At 66.1% G+C, this 15002-nt stretch carries 11 protein-coding genes; 8 read left to right on the forward strand and 3 right to left on the reverse strand.

What is annotated here, in order from left to right; all coding sequences use genetic code 11:
- Positions 1-6: 6 nt before the first annotated feature.
- The 6 genes from nirB (at position 7) to CLU94_RS23035 (ending at position 9457) form a co-directional block, all read left to right on the forward strand.
- Positions 7-2571 carry a nitrite reductase large subunit NirB gene (nirB, locus tag CLU94_RS23010; RefSeq protein ID WP_099667320.1) on the forward strand — a complete coding sequence of 855 codons (2565 nt, stop codon included), beginning with the start codon at positions 7-9 and terminating at the stop codon, positions 2569-2571.
- Between the two features lie 12 nt (positions 2572-2583).
- The gene (gene nirD / locus CLU94_RS23015) at positions 2584-2937 is read left to right on the forward strand and encodes a nitrite reductase small subunit NirD (RefSeq protein ID WP_099667321.1); all 354 of its coding nucleotides are present in this window, start codon (positions 2584-2586) and stop codon (positions 2935-2937) included.
- The gene (locus tag CLU94_RS23020) at positions 2934-4172 is read left to right on the forward strand and encodes an NAD(P)/FAD-dependent oxidoreductase (RefSeq protein ID WP_218965314.1); all 1239 of its coding nucleotides are present in this window, start codon (positions 2934-2936) and stop codon (positions 4170-4172) included. Before nirD ends, CLU94_RS23020 begins: the two co-directional genes overlap by 4 nt.
- Before the next feature lie 22 nt (positions 4173-4194).
- Positions 4195-6864, forward strand: a complete 2670-nt coding sequence (locus tag CLU94_RS23025) for a nitrate reductase (RefSeq protein WP_099667323.1) — start codon at positions 4195-4197, stop codon at positions 6862-6864.
- Positions 6865-6926: 62 nt separating this feature from the next.
- Complete coding sequence (gene cysC / locus CLU94_RS23030; RefSeq protein ID WP_099667324.1) at positions 6927-7457, forward strand: adenylyl-sulfate kinase; 531 nt, start codon at positions 6927-6929, stop codon at positions 7455-7457.
- On the forward strand, positions 7454-9457 hold the full coding sequence (locus CLU94_RS23035) for a diguanylate cyclase domain-containing protein (protein WP_143451514.1): 2004 nt from the start codon (positions 7454-7456) through the stop codon (positions 9455-9457). Before cysC ends, CLU94_RS23035 begins: the two co-directional genes overlap by 4 nt.
- 7 nt (positions 9458-9464) lie before the next feature.
- Here the strand turns inward: CLU94_RS23035 and CLU94_RS23040 are convergent, their stop codons facing one another.
- The 3 genes from CLU94_RS23040 to CLU94_RS23050 form a co-directional block, all read right to left on the reverse strand.
- Positions 9465-10382: a pyridoxal-phosphate dependent enzyme gene (locus CLU94_RS23040; RefSeq protein WP_099667326.1), complete on the reverse strand. Its 918-nt coding sequence runs from the start codon at positions 10380-10382 to the stop codon at positions 9465-9467.
- A gap of 84 nt (positions 10383-10466) precedes the next feature.
- On the reverse strand, positions 10467-10970 hold the full coding sequence (locus CLU94_RS23045; RefSeq protein WP_077406479.1) for a MarR family winged helix-turn-helix transcriptional regulator: 504 nt from the start codon (positions 10968-10970) through the stop codon (positions 10467-10469).
- A gap of 355 nt (positions 10971-11325) precedes the next feature.
- Positions 11326-12084, reverse strand: a complete 759-nt coding sequence (locus CLU94_RS23050) for a DeoR/GlpR family DNA-binding transcription regulator (protein WP_180278743.1) — start codon at positions 12082-12084, stop codon at positions 11326-11328.
- Between the two features lie 225 nt (positions 12085-12309).
- Between CLU94_RS23050 and glpD the strand changes: the two genes are divergently transcribed.
- Together glpD and CLU94_RS23060 are read left to right on the forward strand one after the other, a co-directional pair.
- Entirely contained in the window at positions 12310-13833 is a 1524-nt protein-coding gene (gene glpD, locus CLU94_RS23055; protein WP_099667327.1) for a glycerol-3-phosphate dehydrogenase, read from the forward strand.
- 74 nt (positions 13834-13907) lie between these two features.
- The gene (locus tag CLU94_RS23060) at positions 13908-15002 is read left to right on the forward strand and encodes an ABC transporter ATP-binding protein (RefSeq protein WP_099667328.1); all 1095 of its coding nucleotides are present in this window, start codon (positions 13908-13910) and stop codon (positions 15000-15002) included.

Consider the following 15002-nt stretch of genomic DNA (forward strand, 5'->3'; position numbering starts at 1 on the left):
ACAGCAATGAACCACCCCCTGAACATCGTCGTCCTTGGCCATGGCATGGTCGGGCATAAATTCCTCGAACGCCTGGCCCTGGAAAATGCGCCGCACCTGCACGTCACCGTGTTGTGCGAAGAGCCGCGCCCCGCCTACGACAGGGTGCACCTGTCTGAATTTTTCAGCGGCAAATCGGCCGACGACCTCTCCTTGGTGGCGCCCGGCTTCTTCGACAAGGGCAACGTCGTGCTGAAGCTCAATGCGCGGGCCGTGTCCATCGACCGCGCGGCGAAAACCGTCACGGCCAGCACGGGCGAAGTCTTGATCTACGACAAACTCGTGTTTGCCACCGGCTCGACGCCGTTCGTGCCGCCGCTGCCGGGCAAGGAGCGCGACGGCTGCTTCGTCTACCGCACCATCGAAGACCTGGAAGCCATGCTGGCCTGGGGCGCCAAGTCCCGCACGGGCGTGGTGATCGGCGGCGGGCTGTTGGGCCTCGAATGCGCGAAGGCCTTGCGCGATCTGAAGCTGGACACCCATGTGGTGGAATTCGCGCCGCGCCTGATGGCCGTGCAGGTCGATGAAGGCGGCGCGCGCGTCCTGCGCCGCAAGATCGAGGAACTGGGCGTGACCGTGCACACGCAAAAGAATACCCTGGCCATCCTTGACGGCGAAGCGGCCACGCACCGCATGCAGTTTGCCGACGGCAGCCACCTGGAAGCGGACATGATCGTCTTCTCGGCCGGCATCCGCCCCCGCGACGAGCTGGCGCGCGCCTGCGGCCTGGAGGTGGGGCCACGGGGCGGCATCGCCATCGACGACAGCTGCGTCACCTCCGACCCGGACATCTACGCGATCGGCGAATGCGCGCTGTGGGGCGGCCTGGTCTTCGGCCTGGTGGCGCCCGGCTATGAAATGGCGCGCATCGCGGCGCGCCATGTGCTGCAGGAGGAGGAAGGAGAAGCGGGCGAAGCGTCGTTCAAGGGCGCCGACATGAGCACCAAGCTCAAATTGATGGGCGTGGACGTGGCCAGCCTGGGCGACCCGCACGGCAATGCGCCGGGCAGCCGCTCCTACCAGTTCATGGACGAGCGCAAGCAGATCTACAAGAAGATCGTCGTTTCCGATTGCGGCAAGTACCTGCTGGGCGGCGTGATGGTGGGCGACGCCAGCGAATACGGCACCTTGCTGCAGATGATGCTCAACAAGATAGAGCTGCCGGCATCGCCCGAATTCCTGATCCTGCCGCAGGCGGACGGCCAGCAAAAGATTGGCCTGGGCGTGGACGCCTTGCCCGAATCGGCGCAAATCTGCTCGTGCAACGACGTGTCGAAAGGCGCGCTGTGCGCGGCCGTCGCCGATGGCGCCACGACCATCGGGGCACTAAAATCCTGCACGAAAGCCGGCACCGCGTGCGGCGGCTGCGTGCCGCTCGTGACGCAGATCATGAAGGCGGAAATGCAGAAGCAGGGCCTGGCCGTCAACAACCACGTGTGCGAACACTTTGCGTACTCGCGCCAGGAATTGCACCACCTGGTGCGCGTGGGCAAGATCCGCAGCTTCGGCGCGCTCCTGGGCGCGCATGGCCAGGGTTTGGGGTGCGACGTGTGCAAGCCCGTGGCGGCGAATATCCTCGCCTCTTGCTGGAACGATTTCGTGCTCTCTCCCGTACACGCCAGCTTGCAGGACAGTAACGATTATTTCCTTGGCAATATCCAGAAGGATGGCACGTATTCCGTCGTACCCCGCATGCCGGGCGGCGAAGTGACGGCCGACGGCTTGATCGCCGTGGGCATGGTGGCGAAAAAATACGGTCTCTACACGAAAATCACGGGCGGCCAGCGGGTCGACCTGTTCGGCGCGCGCGTCGACCAGTTGCCTGCCATCTGGGAAGAGCTGATCGCGGCCGGCTTCGAGTCGGGTCACGCCTACGGCAAATCCTTGCGCACGGTCAAATCGTGCGTCGGCTCCACCTGGTGCCGCTACGGCGTGGCCGACAGCGTGGGCTTTGCCATCCAGCTGGAAAACCGCTACAAGGGCTTGCGCACGCCGCACAAGATCAAGTTCGGCGTTTCCGGCTGCACGCGCGAATGCGCCGAGGCGCAAGGCAAGGATATCGGCCTGATCGCCACGGAAAAGGGCTGGAATCTGTACGTGTGCGGCAATGGCGGCATGAAACCGCGCCATGCGGAATTGCTGGCGTCCGATCTCGACGAAGCCACCCTGGTGCGCTACGTCGACCGCTTCCTGATGTTTTACGTGCGCACGGCCGACCGCCTGCAGCGCACCAGCGTGTGGCGCGACAACCTGGAAGGGGGCCTCGATTACCTGAAGTCCGTCGTCGTGGCCGACCGCCTGGGCATCGCCCACGAACTGGAGGCGGACATGCAGCACGTGGTCGACACCTATGCGTGCGAATGGAAAGCGGCCGTCACGGACCCCGCCGTGCGCCAGCGCTTCCGCCATTTCGTCAACAGCGAAAAGAACGATGAAAACGTGGTGTTTGTCGAAGAGCGGGGCCAGATCCGGCCCGCCACGCTTGACGAACGCCGCGGCACCGTGATCCCCATCCTTGCCGTGGAGGCTTGAGCCATGAATGCGATGAATGAACTTTCCGGCGCCACCGCCGACAACTGGGTGGCCATCTGCCCCTTGACCGACATCGTGCCCGACACGGGCGTGTGCGCCTTGCTCAATGGGCGCCACGTGGCCGTGTTCCGCGTCGGCGATGCCGCGCCGCGCGTGTACGCCATCGACAATATCGACCCGAACGCGGGCGCTTCCGTGCTGTCGCGGGGCCTCGTGGGCAGTATCGGCGAGCGCGTCGTCGTCGCCTCGCCCATCTACAAGCAGCATTTCGACCTGGCCAGCGGCGAGTGCATCGAAGCGCCGGAACACTCGGTCGCCGCCTGGCCGGCGCGCGTGTTTGCGGACATGGTGTGGGTGGCCCTGTGAATCCGCCAGTCAGGGCCACTGCGCGTCCCTCGCTGGTCGTCGTCGGCAACGGCATGGCCGGCATGCGCACGGTCGAGGAACTCTTGAAACTCGCGCCGGACCTGTACGACATCACCGTGTTCGGCGCCGAACCGCACGGCAATTACAACCGCATCCTGCTCTCTCCCGTGCTGGCCGGCGAAAAGTCGGTGGACGATATCATGCTGCATACGCGCGACTGGTATGCGCACAACGGCATCACCCTGCACGCGGGCGACCCCGTCGTGCGCATCGACCGCCAGGCGCGCACCGTGCAGTCGCTGTCCGGCATCACGGTTGCCTATGACCGCCTGCTGCTGGCCACGGGTTCCACGCCCTTCATCGTGCCCGTGCCGGGCCATGCGCTGCCCGGCGTGATCGGCTTTCGCGATATCAGCGACGTCGACACCATGCTGCAGGCGGCGCGCACGCACCGCCACGCGGTGGTCATCGGCGGCGGCTTGCTGGGGCTGGAAGCGGCCAACGGCTTGCAGCGCCAGGGCATGGACGTCACCGTGGTGCACATGAGCGGCGCCCTGATGAACCAGCAGCTGGACGCACCCGCCTCGATGCTGCTGAAAACGGCGCTGGAAGCGCGCGGCCTGCGTTTCCTGATGCAGGCGCAAACGTCCTCCATCCTGGGCAGCACCCGCGTGGAAGGCGTGCAGTTTGCGGACGGCAGCAGCATTCCCGCCGACCTGGTGGTAATGACGGCTGGCGTGCGGCCCAACATCGCCCTGGCGCAAGCGGCTGGCCTGCACTGCGAGCGTGCCATCGTCGTCGACGATTGCCTGCAAAGCTATGACCCGCGCGTGTACGCCGTGGGCGAATGCGTGCAGCACCGGCGCGCCACCTTCGGCCTGGTGGCGCCCATCTGGGAGCAGGCGCGCGTGTGCGGCGCGCACCTGGCCGGCGCGGGCCACCGCCGCTACGTGCAGCAAGCCAGTGCCACCAAGTTGAAGGTGACGGGCATCGACCTGTATTCGGCCGGCGACATCATCGGCGGCGAAGGCAGCGAAGACCTGGTGCTGCGCGATCCGCGCCGCGGCGTCTACAAGCGCCTGGTGGTGCAGGGCAGCCGCCTGGCCGGCGCCGTGCTGTATGGCGACGTGCAGGACGGTCCCTGGTATTTCGACCTGATCCAGCAGCGCCGCGACATCAGCAAGCTGCGCGCCCATTTATTGTTTGGCCAGGCGCTGTGCGCCCAGGCCGCCTGACAGCGACCAACAGGATACTTTCATGACTAGCTGCACGCCCGTGAAAACCACTTGCCCGTACTGCGGCGTCGGCTGCGGCGTGGAAGCAACACGCCTGCCCGACGGCGCCATCCGCATCGCCGGCGACACGGCCCACCCGGCCAACCTGGGCCGCCTGTGCGTGAAAGGCTCGGCGCTGGGCGACACCCTGGACCTGGAGAACCGTTTGCTGCAGCCGCAGGTGCGCGTCGACGGCGTGCTGCGGCGCGCTTCCTGGGACGCCGCGCTGGACCAGGTGGCCGGCGGCCTGCGCGCCATCATCGCCGAACACGGCCCCGACGCCGTGGCCCTGTATGTCTCGGGCCAGCTGCTGACGGAGGATTATTATGTTGCCAATAAATTCATGAAGGGCTATGTGGGCAGCGCGAATATCGACACCAATTCGCGCCTGTGCATGTCGTCCGCCGTGGCCGGCCACAAGCGCGCGTTCGGCGAGGATATCGTGCCGGGCTGCTATGACGACCTGGAACTGGCCGACATGGTGGTGCTGGTGGGCTCTAACACGGCCTGGTGCCACCCGATCCTGTTCCAGCGCATCGCCCGCATCCGCGAAACCCGGCCGCACATGAAACTGGTGGTGATCGACCCGCGCCGCACGGCCACCTGCGAGCTGGCCGACTTGCACCTGCCCGTCAAACCGGGCACCGACGTGTGGCTGTTCAACGGCTTGCTGTGCTATCTGGCGCGGGAAGGCGCGATCGACGACGCTTTCGTCACGCAGCACAGTGCGGGCCTCGACGACGCGCTGGCGGCCGCCCACGTGGATTGCGGCGACCCCTTGCAGGTGGCGGCCATCTGCAAGGTCGACCCGCACGCCTTGCTGGCGTTTTACCAGGCGTTTGCCGCCACGCGCAAGGTCGTCACCGCGTTTTCCCAGGGCGTGAACCAGTCATCGAGCGGCACGGACAAGGTCAACAGCATCATCAACTGCCATCTGGCGACGGGACGCATCGGCCAGCCCGGCATGGGGCCGTTTTCCCTCACGGGCCAGCCGAACGCCATGGGCGGGCGCGAAGTGGGCGGCCTGGCCAACATGCTGGCGGCGCACCTGGAGCTGGACAAGCCGCTGCACCGCGAGGCCGTGCAAACCTTCTGGGACTCGCCGCGCATGGCCAGCAAGCCTGGCCTGAAGGCCGTGGAACTGTTCCACGCGATTGAATCCGGGAAGGTCAAGGCCGTGTGGATCATCGCCACCAATCCGCTGGTCAGCATGCCGGACGCGGACCAGGTGCGCCGCGCGCTGGCCAAGTGCGAACTGGTGGTGGTGTCGGACATCAGCGCCGGGTCGGACACGAATGTCCATGCCGACGTGCTGCTGCCAGCCCTGGGCTGGGGCGAAAAGGATGGCACGGTGACCAATTCCGAGCGCCGCATCTCGCGCCAGCGGGCGTTTCTGCCGGCGCCCGGCGAAGCGCGCGCCGACTGGGACGTGCTGTGCGACGTGGCGCGGCGCATGGGTTATGCCGGCTTCGATTTCGCGTCGCCGCAGGCCATTTTCGATGAACACGCGCGCCTGTCCGCCTTCCGCAACGAGGGGGAATTGGCGCGCCTGTTCAATCTGTCGCACCTGGCGGCGCTGAGCGCCGCGCAATACGACGCGCTGGCGCCGCAGCAGTGGCCGCAGGGCCAGGCGCGCCTGTTCGGCGACGGCCGCTTCGCGCATGGGGACGGGCGCGCGCGTTTCGTGCCCACGGCGCCGCGCGCGCCGCGCAACATGCCCGACGAGGACTATCCGTTGATCCTGAACACGGGCAGGGTGCGCGACCAGTGGCATACGATGACGCGCACGGGCAAGGCGGCCAAGCTGTCGGGCCACGTCGCCGAAGCCTTCATCGATCTCCACCCGCAGGATGCGCTGCTGTACAGCGTGCGCGAAGGCGAGCTGGCGCGCATTTCCAGCGCCTGGGGCGCGATGGTGGCGCGCGTCGTGCATGGCGGCGGCATCGCGCGCGGCCAGGTCTTCGTGCCCATCCACTGGAGCGATGCGAATGCGTCCGACGCGCGCGTGGGCGCCGTCGTCAACCCGGTCGTCGACCCCGTCTCGGGCGAACCGGAATTCAAGCACACGCCCGTGCGCATCGAGCAATTCCGCGTGCACTGGCATGCGTTTGTCCTGAGCCGCACGCCCTTGAACCTGGATGGCGTGGCGCACTGGACGCGCATCCAGGGCGAGCAATTCCTGCGCTACGAACTGGCCGGTCGCCAGCGCATCGAGGATCTCGGCGCCTGGGCGCGCGCGCTGCTGGGCGTGACGGACGAGCATGCCGACTGGCTCGATTATGCGGATGCCAGCGCGGGCGTGTACCGCGCCGTGCACCTGGACGAGGGGCGCATCGCGCAATGCGTGTATGTCTCGCCGCGGCCCGACCTGCCGTCGCGCAGCTGGCTGGCGGGCCTGTTTGCGCACGCGCAAATGGATGCGCTTGATCGCGCCGGCGTGCTGCTGGGCCAGCCCATCGGCAAGGGCATGGACGCCGGCCCCACCGTGTGTTCGTGCTTTGGCGTGGGGCGCAACACCATATGCGCGGCCATCGTGGAACAGAAGCTGACGACGACGGCGCAGGTGACGGCCTGCGTCAAGGCGGGCGGCAATTGCGGCTCCTGCGTACCGGAGATACGACAGTTGCTGCTTGAGGCGCGCAGCGCGGCCTGAAAATCTGTCCTTTCCGGCACGGCTTTGTTATATTGCCAGCTCTATAACAGAGAGGCAGTGTGATGACAGCAGTACAACACCCGACGGTCTGGCTGACGGGCTTGAGCGGCGCCGGCAAGACCAGTATCGCCCTGTCGCTGGCGCAGGCGCTGAAGGCGCAGGGCCGCGCCGTGGCCATGCTCGACGGCGACCAGCTGCGCCATGGCTTGAACCGCGACCTGGGTTTTACGCCCGAAGACCGGCATGAAAACATCCGCCGCGTGGCCGAAGTGGCGTGCCTGATGAACGGCGCGGGCCTGACCGTCATCGCCGCCTTCATTTCCCCCAGCCGCGCCGACCGGGCCATGGCCGCCGCCATCATCGGCACGGCGCATTTCATCGAAGTCCACGTCAGCACCCCGCTGGCCGTGTGCGAGGCGCGCGACGTCAAGGGCCTGTACGCGAAGGCGCGCGCGGGGCAGATCGCCGAATTCACGGGCGTGTCCGCTCCCTACGAAGCGCCGCTGGCGGCCGCGCTGACCCTCGACACGGGCGCCCTGGCGCTGGAAGAGTCGGTCGAGCGTCTGTGCCGGCATTTGCAGCAGCGGCCGTGACGACCTGGCGCAAATGGCTGCGCCGGCACTTGCCCGCCAGCCTGAAGGCGCGCATGAGCGTGGTCGTCTTCCTGCTCGTGCTGGGCGCGGTCGCCTCGCTGGCGCTGGCCACCCTGGCCGTGGCCGAGCGCGGCATGCGCGACGTGACGGGGCGCCAGCAGTACGTATCGCTGTCCAGCGCCGCCGTCTTCATCGATGAAGAACTCGACGCGAAGCGCAATGTGCTGCGCGCGATGGCGGACAGCCTGGCGGCCGGCGGCGCGCACGACGGCGCCAGCCTGCAGCGCTTCCTGGCCGCGCAAACGGTGCTGGGCAAGGAGTTTTATTCGGCCGGCGTGGTCGGCATCGACGGCGTTGTCCTGGCCAGCGTGAGTCCCTTCAAGCCGCAGGCGGGGTTGAACGTCAAGGGCCGTCCTTACTTCGAACAGACGCTGGCGACGCGGCGCTCGGTGATTTCCGCGCCGCTCAACGGCAGCATTTCCGGCATGCCCATCGTCGTGGTGACCCAGCCCGTGTTCGACGCGCAGGGCGGCGTGCGCTATGTGCTGGCGGCCAGCGTGAACCTGCGCCAGCCCGATTTCCTGGGCCGTCTCGGCGCGCTCAAGCCGGGTCCGGGCGGCTACCTGTACATCATGACCAGCGCAGGCGTGATCGTCGAGCATCCCGACAAGTCGCGCATCATGCAGCATATCGAAGCGCATGGCCCCATCAGCGTACCGACGCGGCGCGCCATGCAGGGTTTCGAGGGCTGGCTGACGGGCACCACCTCGCAAGGCGTCGATGCCCTGTTTGCCTACCACCGCATCGCCTCGACGGACTGGATACTGGCTTCTGTCTATCCCATGAGCGACGCGTTCGCGCCGCTGCATGCCATCCGCAGCAAGATCCTGCTGGCCGCCGTGCTGCTGGCAGCGCTGGCGGGCCTGGCCGGCTGGCGCGTGGTGCTGCGCCTGTTGCAGCCTTTGGCGCGCTTGCGCCACCAGGTGCATGAGATCCGCCGTCATCGCCTGGGCATCGATGTGCTGCAAATCGAGCGGCGCGACGAAATCGGCGACTTGAGCCGCGACTTTTATTCACTGGTGGCCGAGCGCGAAATCGCCGAGGCGCAGACGCGCGGCAGCGAACGGCGCCTGAAACTGCTGACGGACCATGTGCCCGTGGTGATCGTGTATATCGACCGCGAGCACCGCTACCAGTTCATCAACGCCACGTTTGAAAAATGGTTCGGCAGGTCGCAGCGGGAAAGCCTGATGCAGTCGATCCGCGACGTGCTCGGCGAAGAGGCGTATCAATTGCGCGAAGCCTACCTGCGGCGCGCCTTCGCGGGCGAGGAGGTCGAATATGAATTTACCATCGGCGGCGAAGGGGAGGCCGGCCCGCGGGCCTTCCAGACCAGCTACGTGCCCGACGTGGGCGAGAGCGGCGCGGTGGAAGGCGTGTATGGCCTGATCCACGAAATCACCAAGACCAAGGCGGTGCACACGGCGCTGCAGTCTGCCGCCGCCACCGATACCCTGACGGGCATCGCCAACCGGCGCCGCTTCGACGAGCAGCTGGCGCAAAGCATGCAGCGCACGCGGGCCGCGCGCGCGCCGATGGCGCTGGCCTATCTCGATATCGACCGTTTCAAGGCCATCAACGACAGCCTGGGACACAAGGCGGGTGACGAGGTGCTGAAGGAATTCGCCGCGCGCCTGGTGCGCAGCGTGCGCGCCAGCGATCTGGTGGCGCGCCTGGCCGGCGATGAATTCGTGATCATTCTCGAAGGCGTGAACGGCGCGGCCGAAGTGCGCCAGGTCGGCGCCAAGATCATCGACGCCATCCGCCAGCCCTTCGCGCTGGCCAGCGGCCCGCTGCCGGTGACGACCAGCATCGGCATCGCCATCTTCCGCGAAGGCGCGCTGACGCCGGCGCAGTTGCTGGACCTGGCCGACCAGGCCCTGTATGCCGCCAAGGGGCAGGGCCGCGATGGCGTGGCGCTGCTCGAGGCGGCGCCGTAGGTTTTACTTACAGGGTGGCGCTCCAGTGGTCGAGCTGCTGCGTGGTGGCCGTCACGCCGCCGCAGACGATGACGAGCACCTTGCGGTAGGGCGCCAGTTCCGGCGCCTTGCCGTAGACGGCCGCCAGCGCCGCGCCGCAGGCCGGTTCCACCACCAGGCGCTGGTCGGTGATGAAGCGCTGGCAGGCGTCGACGGCGTCCCGGTCCGACACCACCACGCTGTGCAGCAGGCGCGTCTGGCTGATGGCAAACGCCTGTGCGCAGACCTGGCGCGCGGCCAGCGACGTGGCGATGCTGCTCACGGCCGGCAGGGCCACGTGTTCGCGCGCGGCCACGGCCGCCGCCAGCGAGGCGGCGCCTTGCGTTTCCACGGCCACCAGGGCCACGTCATCCCAGCCATTGCGCTGCAAGCCTTCGGCCACGCCGGCCAGCAGGCCGCCGCCGCCCACCGACAGCACCACGGCGTCCGGCTTCAGGCCCGCGCGCGCCACTTCATCGATCATGCCCGCGTGACCCTGCCACAGCAGCGGGTCGTCGAACGGATGCAAAAAGGCGTCTTGCGGCGTGAGCATCGACTGCGCCAGCGCGTTCGCTTCCTGCCACGCGGCGCCGTGCACGATGACTTCGGCGCCTTCCTGCGCGATCAGGGCCTTGGCCCGTTCGCTGGTCGTTTCCGGCACGACGACGATGACGGGGATGCCCAGCTGGCGTCCCGCATAGGCGACGGCGATGCCGGCATTGCCGCCGGAAGAGGAGATGAAACGGCTGGCGCCGCGCCGTGCGTATTCCTCGCAGGCCAGGCCGATGCCGCGGATCTTGAAGGAGCCGGGCGGCTGCAAGGCTTCGAGCTTGAGCCAGATGGCGCGTTCGCTGTGCAGGCTCAGGGCGCGCGAGTTGAGCAAGGGAGTTTCGATGTGCAGGGCCATGCGGATTCCTGGTAAACGGTCAGGCCAGCATCATAGCCGAAGCGCCCGCGCCACCGCGTCACCCTTGCTGATACATGACTGCTGCTAGTTCAGCGGGGCGTTCTTGAGCTGGTGCGTGCGCGCCACTTCCTTCATCGCTTCGAGCAGGTCGTCGCGCAGCTGGCGCGGCAGCTTGCCGAAGAATTCCTCGTCGTTCTGGTCGGCCATCCCGGCCAGCACGGGCACCAGCGCCTCGCCTTCCGTGGTCAGTTCGATCGAATGCTGGCGGCGGTCGGCCAGCAGGATCGACTTGCTGACCATGCCCTTGCTTTCCAGGCGGTCGATCAGTTTCGATACGGCGCCCTTGCTCATGCCGGACACTTGCGCCAGCACCGTGGGCGAGGTGCAGCCCAGGCGGAACATTTCGCGCAGCACCACCCATTCGGAGACCGTCACGCCATTGGCCTCGGCTTTTTTCTGGAAGCTGTGGGAAACGTGGTTGGAGACGAAACGCAGCCAGTAACCGAGATGGGCTTCCAGCTCGCTGACGGGGACGCTGTTGGGGTGGGCGGCTTGCGGCATGGCGGCCGTTTCAAAATTATGGCTCATTTCTTTTCCTTCACTGGGCGGCGTTGCCGGCATGGTTAAGGCCTTCACGCTTGCTGTCGAGTGGTTTGTTTGGGAACAATCATCGTGCTTGAGGTATTTCTAACACTGTTTTCACAGGAAATCACTTACCGGCAAAGAGTTTTTCCTTTTTTCTTGCTCTGGATAGATAAAAAACAATATCAAGCGAATAATCGTATTGCCAGAGAGGAAGATTAAAAAAATAACTCATGTTGCATCAATGGTAACAGGATTTTTGCCGAATTGATAAATATTTCATATCATTCCGTGTGCTTGCCCACATACGACGTATTGCCCACGCGACAGTGCGAGGTTTTGATGCAGAAATGCGGCCCGCTCAGGCCAGCACCACCTTCACGCCCGCTTCGCGCAGTACTTCGGCAAAGCGGGGCGGCGGCGGCGCATCCGTAAACAGGATATCGACTTGCGCCAGGTCGGCCAGCCGCACCAGCGCCTTGCGGCCGAATTTGTGCTGGTCGGCCACCAGCCACACTTCGCGCGATTGCTCGATGATGGCTTGCGCCACCTTCACTTCGCGCGCGTCGAAGTCGCGCAGGCTGCCATCCTCGTCGATGCTGGAAATGCCGATGATGCCGATGTCGACCTTGAACTGGCGGATGAAGTCGATGGTGGCTTCGCCCACGATGCCGCGGTCGCGCCCGCGCACCACGCCGCCGGCCACGATGACTTCGCAGGCGGCGTTGTCGGCCAGGATGGCGGCCACGTTCAGGTTGTTCGTCACCACGTGCAAGCCCGTGTGCCGCCCCAGCGCGCGCGCCACTTCCTCGGTCGTCGTGCCGATATTGATCAGGAGTGAGCAGCCGTGCGGCACTTGCGCGGCGACGGCGGCGGCGATGCGCCGCTTGGCCTCGCTGTTGAACACTTGCCGCTGGCTGTAATCGATGTTTTCCACGGACGAGGGCAAGCCGACCCCGCCGTGGTAGCGGGCCAGCAGGCGCGCTTCTTCCATCTGCTTGACGTCGCGGCGCACGGTTTGCGGCGTCACGCCCAACTGCTGGGCCAGCTCTTCGACGGACATGGTGACCTTCTGGCGCACCACTTCGAGCAGGCGGCGCTGGCGGGGATTCAAAATCATGGGCTTGTCTCTTTAAAAATCAAAAACGAACAGAAACGAACAAATAGTGATGAAAATATGTTGCTATGAGTTCGCATTCTGGCGTATCTTATTCATATTGCATGCGTATTACTAGATGGTGATCTTAACGACAGTCGCCGGCGATGCCTAGTCTTTCCTCGCCGCCCTTTCCCCGACAGACACGGAGTCCCGATGGCCGCAGCACAGCAAGGTGTGGAGACAGCGATGGCATACGACGTGCTGGTGGTGGGCGGCGGCATCAATGGCGCCGGCATCGCGCGCGACGCGGCCGGACGGGGCCTGTCCGTGCTGCTGTGCGAAAAGGACGACCTGGCCGCGCACACCTCGTCCGCGTCCACCAAACTGATACACGGCGGCCTGCGCTACCTCGAATACTATGAATTCGGCCTCGTGCGCAAGGCGCTGATCGAGCGCGAAGTGCTGCTGCGCTCGGCGCCGCACATCATGTGGCCGCTGCGCTTCGTCATGCCGCACGCCAAGGGCCAGCGCCCGGCCTGGCTGATACGCGCCGGCCTGTTCCTTTACGACATGCTGGCGAAGCGGGAAATCCTGCCGGCCTCCAGCGGCATCGACCTGACCCGCCACGCGGCCGGCACACCGTTAAAACCCGAGTTCAAGCGGGGTTTCGTGTATTCCGACGGCTGGGTCGACGATGCGCGCCTGGTGGTCCTGAACGCCATCGACGCGGCGGACAAGGGCGCGCAGGTGCTGACGCAGACGCGCTGCACGGCCCTGTCACGCGACGGTGCGGGCGGGGACGCTGCCTGGCTGGCCACCTTGCAGCACGCCAGCGGGCGGCAGAGCACGGTGCGTGCGCGCAGCATCGTCAACGCGGCCGGGCCGTGGACGGCCGAGTTCCTGCAGCAGGCCGCGCCCGGTGGACAGGGCCGGCATTTGCGCCTGATCAAGGGTAGCCATATCGTCGTCAAGCGCCTGTTCGAGCATGATCATGCCTACATCTTCCAGCATCCGGACGGGCGCATCGTGTTTGCCATTCCGTATGAGCACGATTTCACCCTGATCGGCACTACTGACCTCGACTACCACGGCGACACGGGCACGGTGGAAATCGATGACGAGGAAATTCGTTACTTGTGCGAGCTTTCCAGTTACTATTTCAGCAAGCCAATCTCGCCGGCCGACGTGGTCTGGACGTATGCGGGCGTGCGCCCGCTGGTGGAAGACGCGGCGGCCGACGCCAAGGCCGTCACGCGCGATTACCGCTTCGAGCTGGACCAGGAAGGTGCGCCGCTGCTCAGTGTTTTCGGCGGCAAGATCACCACCTTCCGCAAGCTGGCCGAGGAAGCCATGGACATGCTGGCGCCCTTGCTGGGCAATACACTGCCGGCCTGGACAGCCAGCGCCTGCCTGCCCGGCGGCGACGTGTTCGGCAGCACGCCGCAGAACCGGTCCGTGCGCGAGTTCGGCCAGTTCGTGCAAGGCTTGCAGCGCGAGTACGCGTGGCTGCCGGCGGCGCTGGTGGCGCGCTATGCACGCGCCTACGGCACGCGCATCCACGCGCTGCTCGCCGGGCGCAGGGACGTGGCGGCCATGGGCGAGGAAATCGCCGCCGGCCTGTACGCGGCGGAAGTCGATTATCTGCGGCGCCACGAATGGGCCGTCAGCGCGGCCGACATCCTGTGGCGGCGCTCCAAGCTGGGCCTGCACCTGCCGCGCGGGACGGCGGACACGCTCGACGCCTGGCTGTTGCAGCATCCTTTGCCGTAAGCAGCACACGTTGGCGACCGCGCCCCGCAGAGGGTGCGGCGAAGAACAAGAAACCATCACTGGAGGAGAAGCGCGTGCAACTGGTACTGGACAAGATCAGCAGGAAGCAGGGGGCTGACGACTTTTTATATCCGATGTCGCTGGCCCTCGTGCCGGGCGCCATCAACGTCTTGCTGGGCACCACGCGTGCCGGCAAGACGACCCTGATGCGCGTGATGGCGGGCCTGGACAAGCCTAGCGGGGGCACCGTCACGGCCGATGGCGTCGACGTGACGGGCGTTCCCGTCAGCAAACGCAACCTGGCCATGGTGTACCAGCAATTCATCAATTATCCCGCCTTCACCGTCTATGACAATATCGCTTCGCCTTTGCGCTTGCGCAAGGAACCCGAGGAACAGATCCGCACGAAAGTGCTCGCGCTGGCCGAGCGCCTGCACATCACGCCGTATCTGCAGCGCACGCCCGGAGAATTGTCGGGCGGCCAGCAGCAGCGCACGGCGCTGGGGCGCGCGCTGATCAAGGATGCGTCCTTGCTGCTGCTCGACGAGCCATTGGTCAACCTCGACTATAAATTGCGCGAGGAATTGCGCCGCGAATTGACGGAACTGTTTTCCGGCGGCAGCACGACGGTCGTGTACGCCACCACGGAACCGCTGGAAGCGCTGCAGCTGGGCGGCCACGTGGCCGTGCTGCACGAGGGACGCCTGCTGCAGCAGGGGCCGACCCTGGACGTCTTCAACGCCCCCAATTCCATCGATGTGGCGCGCACCTTCAGCGATCCGCCCATCAACCTGATCCCCGCGCGCGTGGATGCGCACGGCGTGGCGCAGGCGGCCGACGGCCTGGCCATCCACCTGAGCGGCGCGCAGCGCGCCCGCCTGGGCGACAGCACGGAGGTGATCCTCGGCGTGCGCGCGCACAGCCTGCATCTGTCTCCCCAGTCCGATGGCGACGTGCCCATCGCGGCGCAGGTGGACCTGGCGGAAATCAGCGGCTCGGAAACCTATGTGCATGCGCGCCGCGGCGAGCTGGCCCTGGTGGCGCAGCTGGGCGGCGTGCACAACCTGGAGATTGGCAGCGCCTGCACCGTGTATTGCCAGCCGCATGCCTTGCTGATCTTCGCGCAAGACGGCGGGCTGCTGTTTGCTCCAGAACAAGGAGGAGCTTGA

The sequence above is a fragment of the Janthinobacterium sp. 13 genome (assembly GCF_002749695.1).
GTDB lineage: Bacteria > Pseudomonadota > Gammaproteobacteria > Burkholderiales > Burkholderiaceae_D > Janthinobacterium > Janthinobacterium kumbetense.

Coding starts and splice junctions, on each gene's coding strand:
- nirD (WP_099667321.1), top strand. CDS start 2,584: ATGAATGAACTTTCCGGCGCCACCGCCGACAACTGGGTGGCCATCTGC.
- nirB (WP_099667320.1), top strand. CDS start 7: ATGAACCACCCCCTGAACATCGTCGTCCTTGGCCATGGCATGGTCGGG.
- CLU94_RS23040 (WP_099667326.1), bottom strand. CDS start 10,382: ATGGCCCTGCACATCGAAACTCCCTTGCTCAACTCGCGCGCCCTGAGC.
- CLU94_RS23025 (WP_099667323.1), top strand. CDS start 4,195: ATGACTAGCTGCACGCCCGTGAAAACCACTTGCCCGTACTGCGGCGTC.
- cysC (WP_099667324.1), top strand. CDS start 6,927: ATGACAGCAGTACAACACCCGACGGTCTGGCTGACGGGCTTGAGCGGC.
- glpD (WP_099667327.1), top strand. CDS start 12,310: ATGGCATACGACGTGCTGGTGGTGGGCGGCGGCATCAATGGCGCCGGC.
- CLU94_RS23050 (WP_180278743.1), bottom strand. CDS start 12,084: ATGATTTTGAATCCCCGCCAGCGCCGCCTGCTCGAAGTGGTGCGCCAG.
- CLU94_RS23045 (WP_077406479.1), bottom strand. CDS start 10,970: ATGAGCCATAATTTTGAAACGGCCGCCATGCCGCAAGCCGCCCACCCC.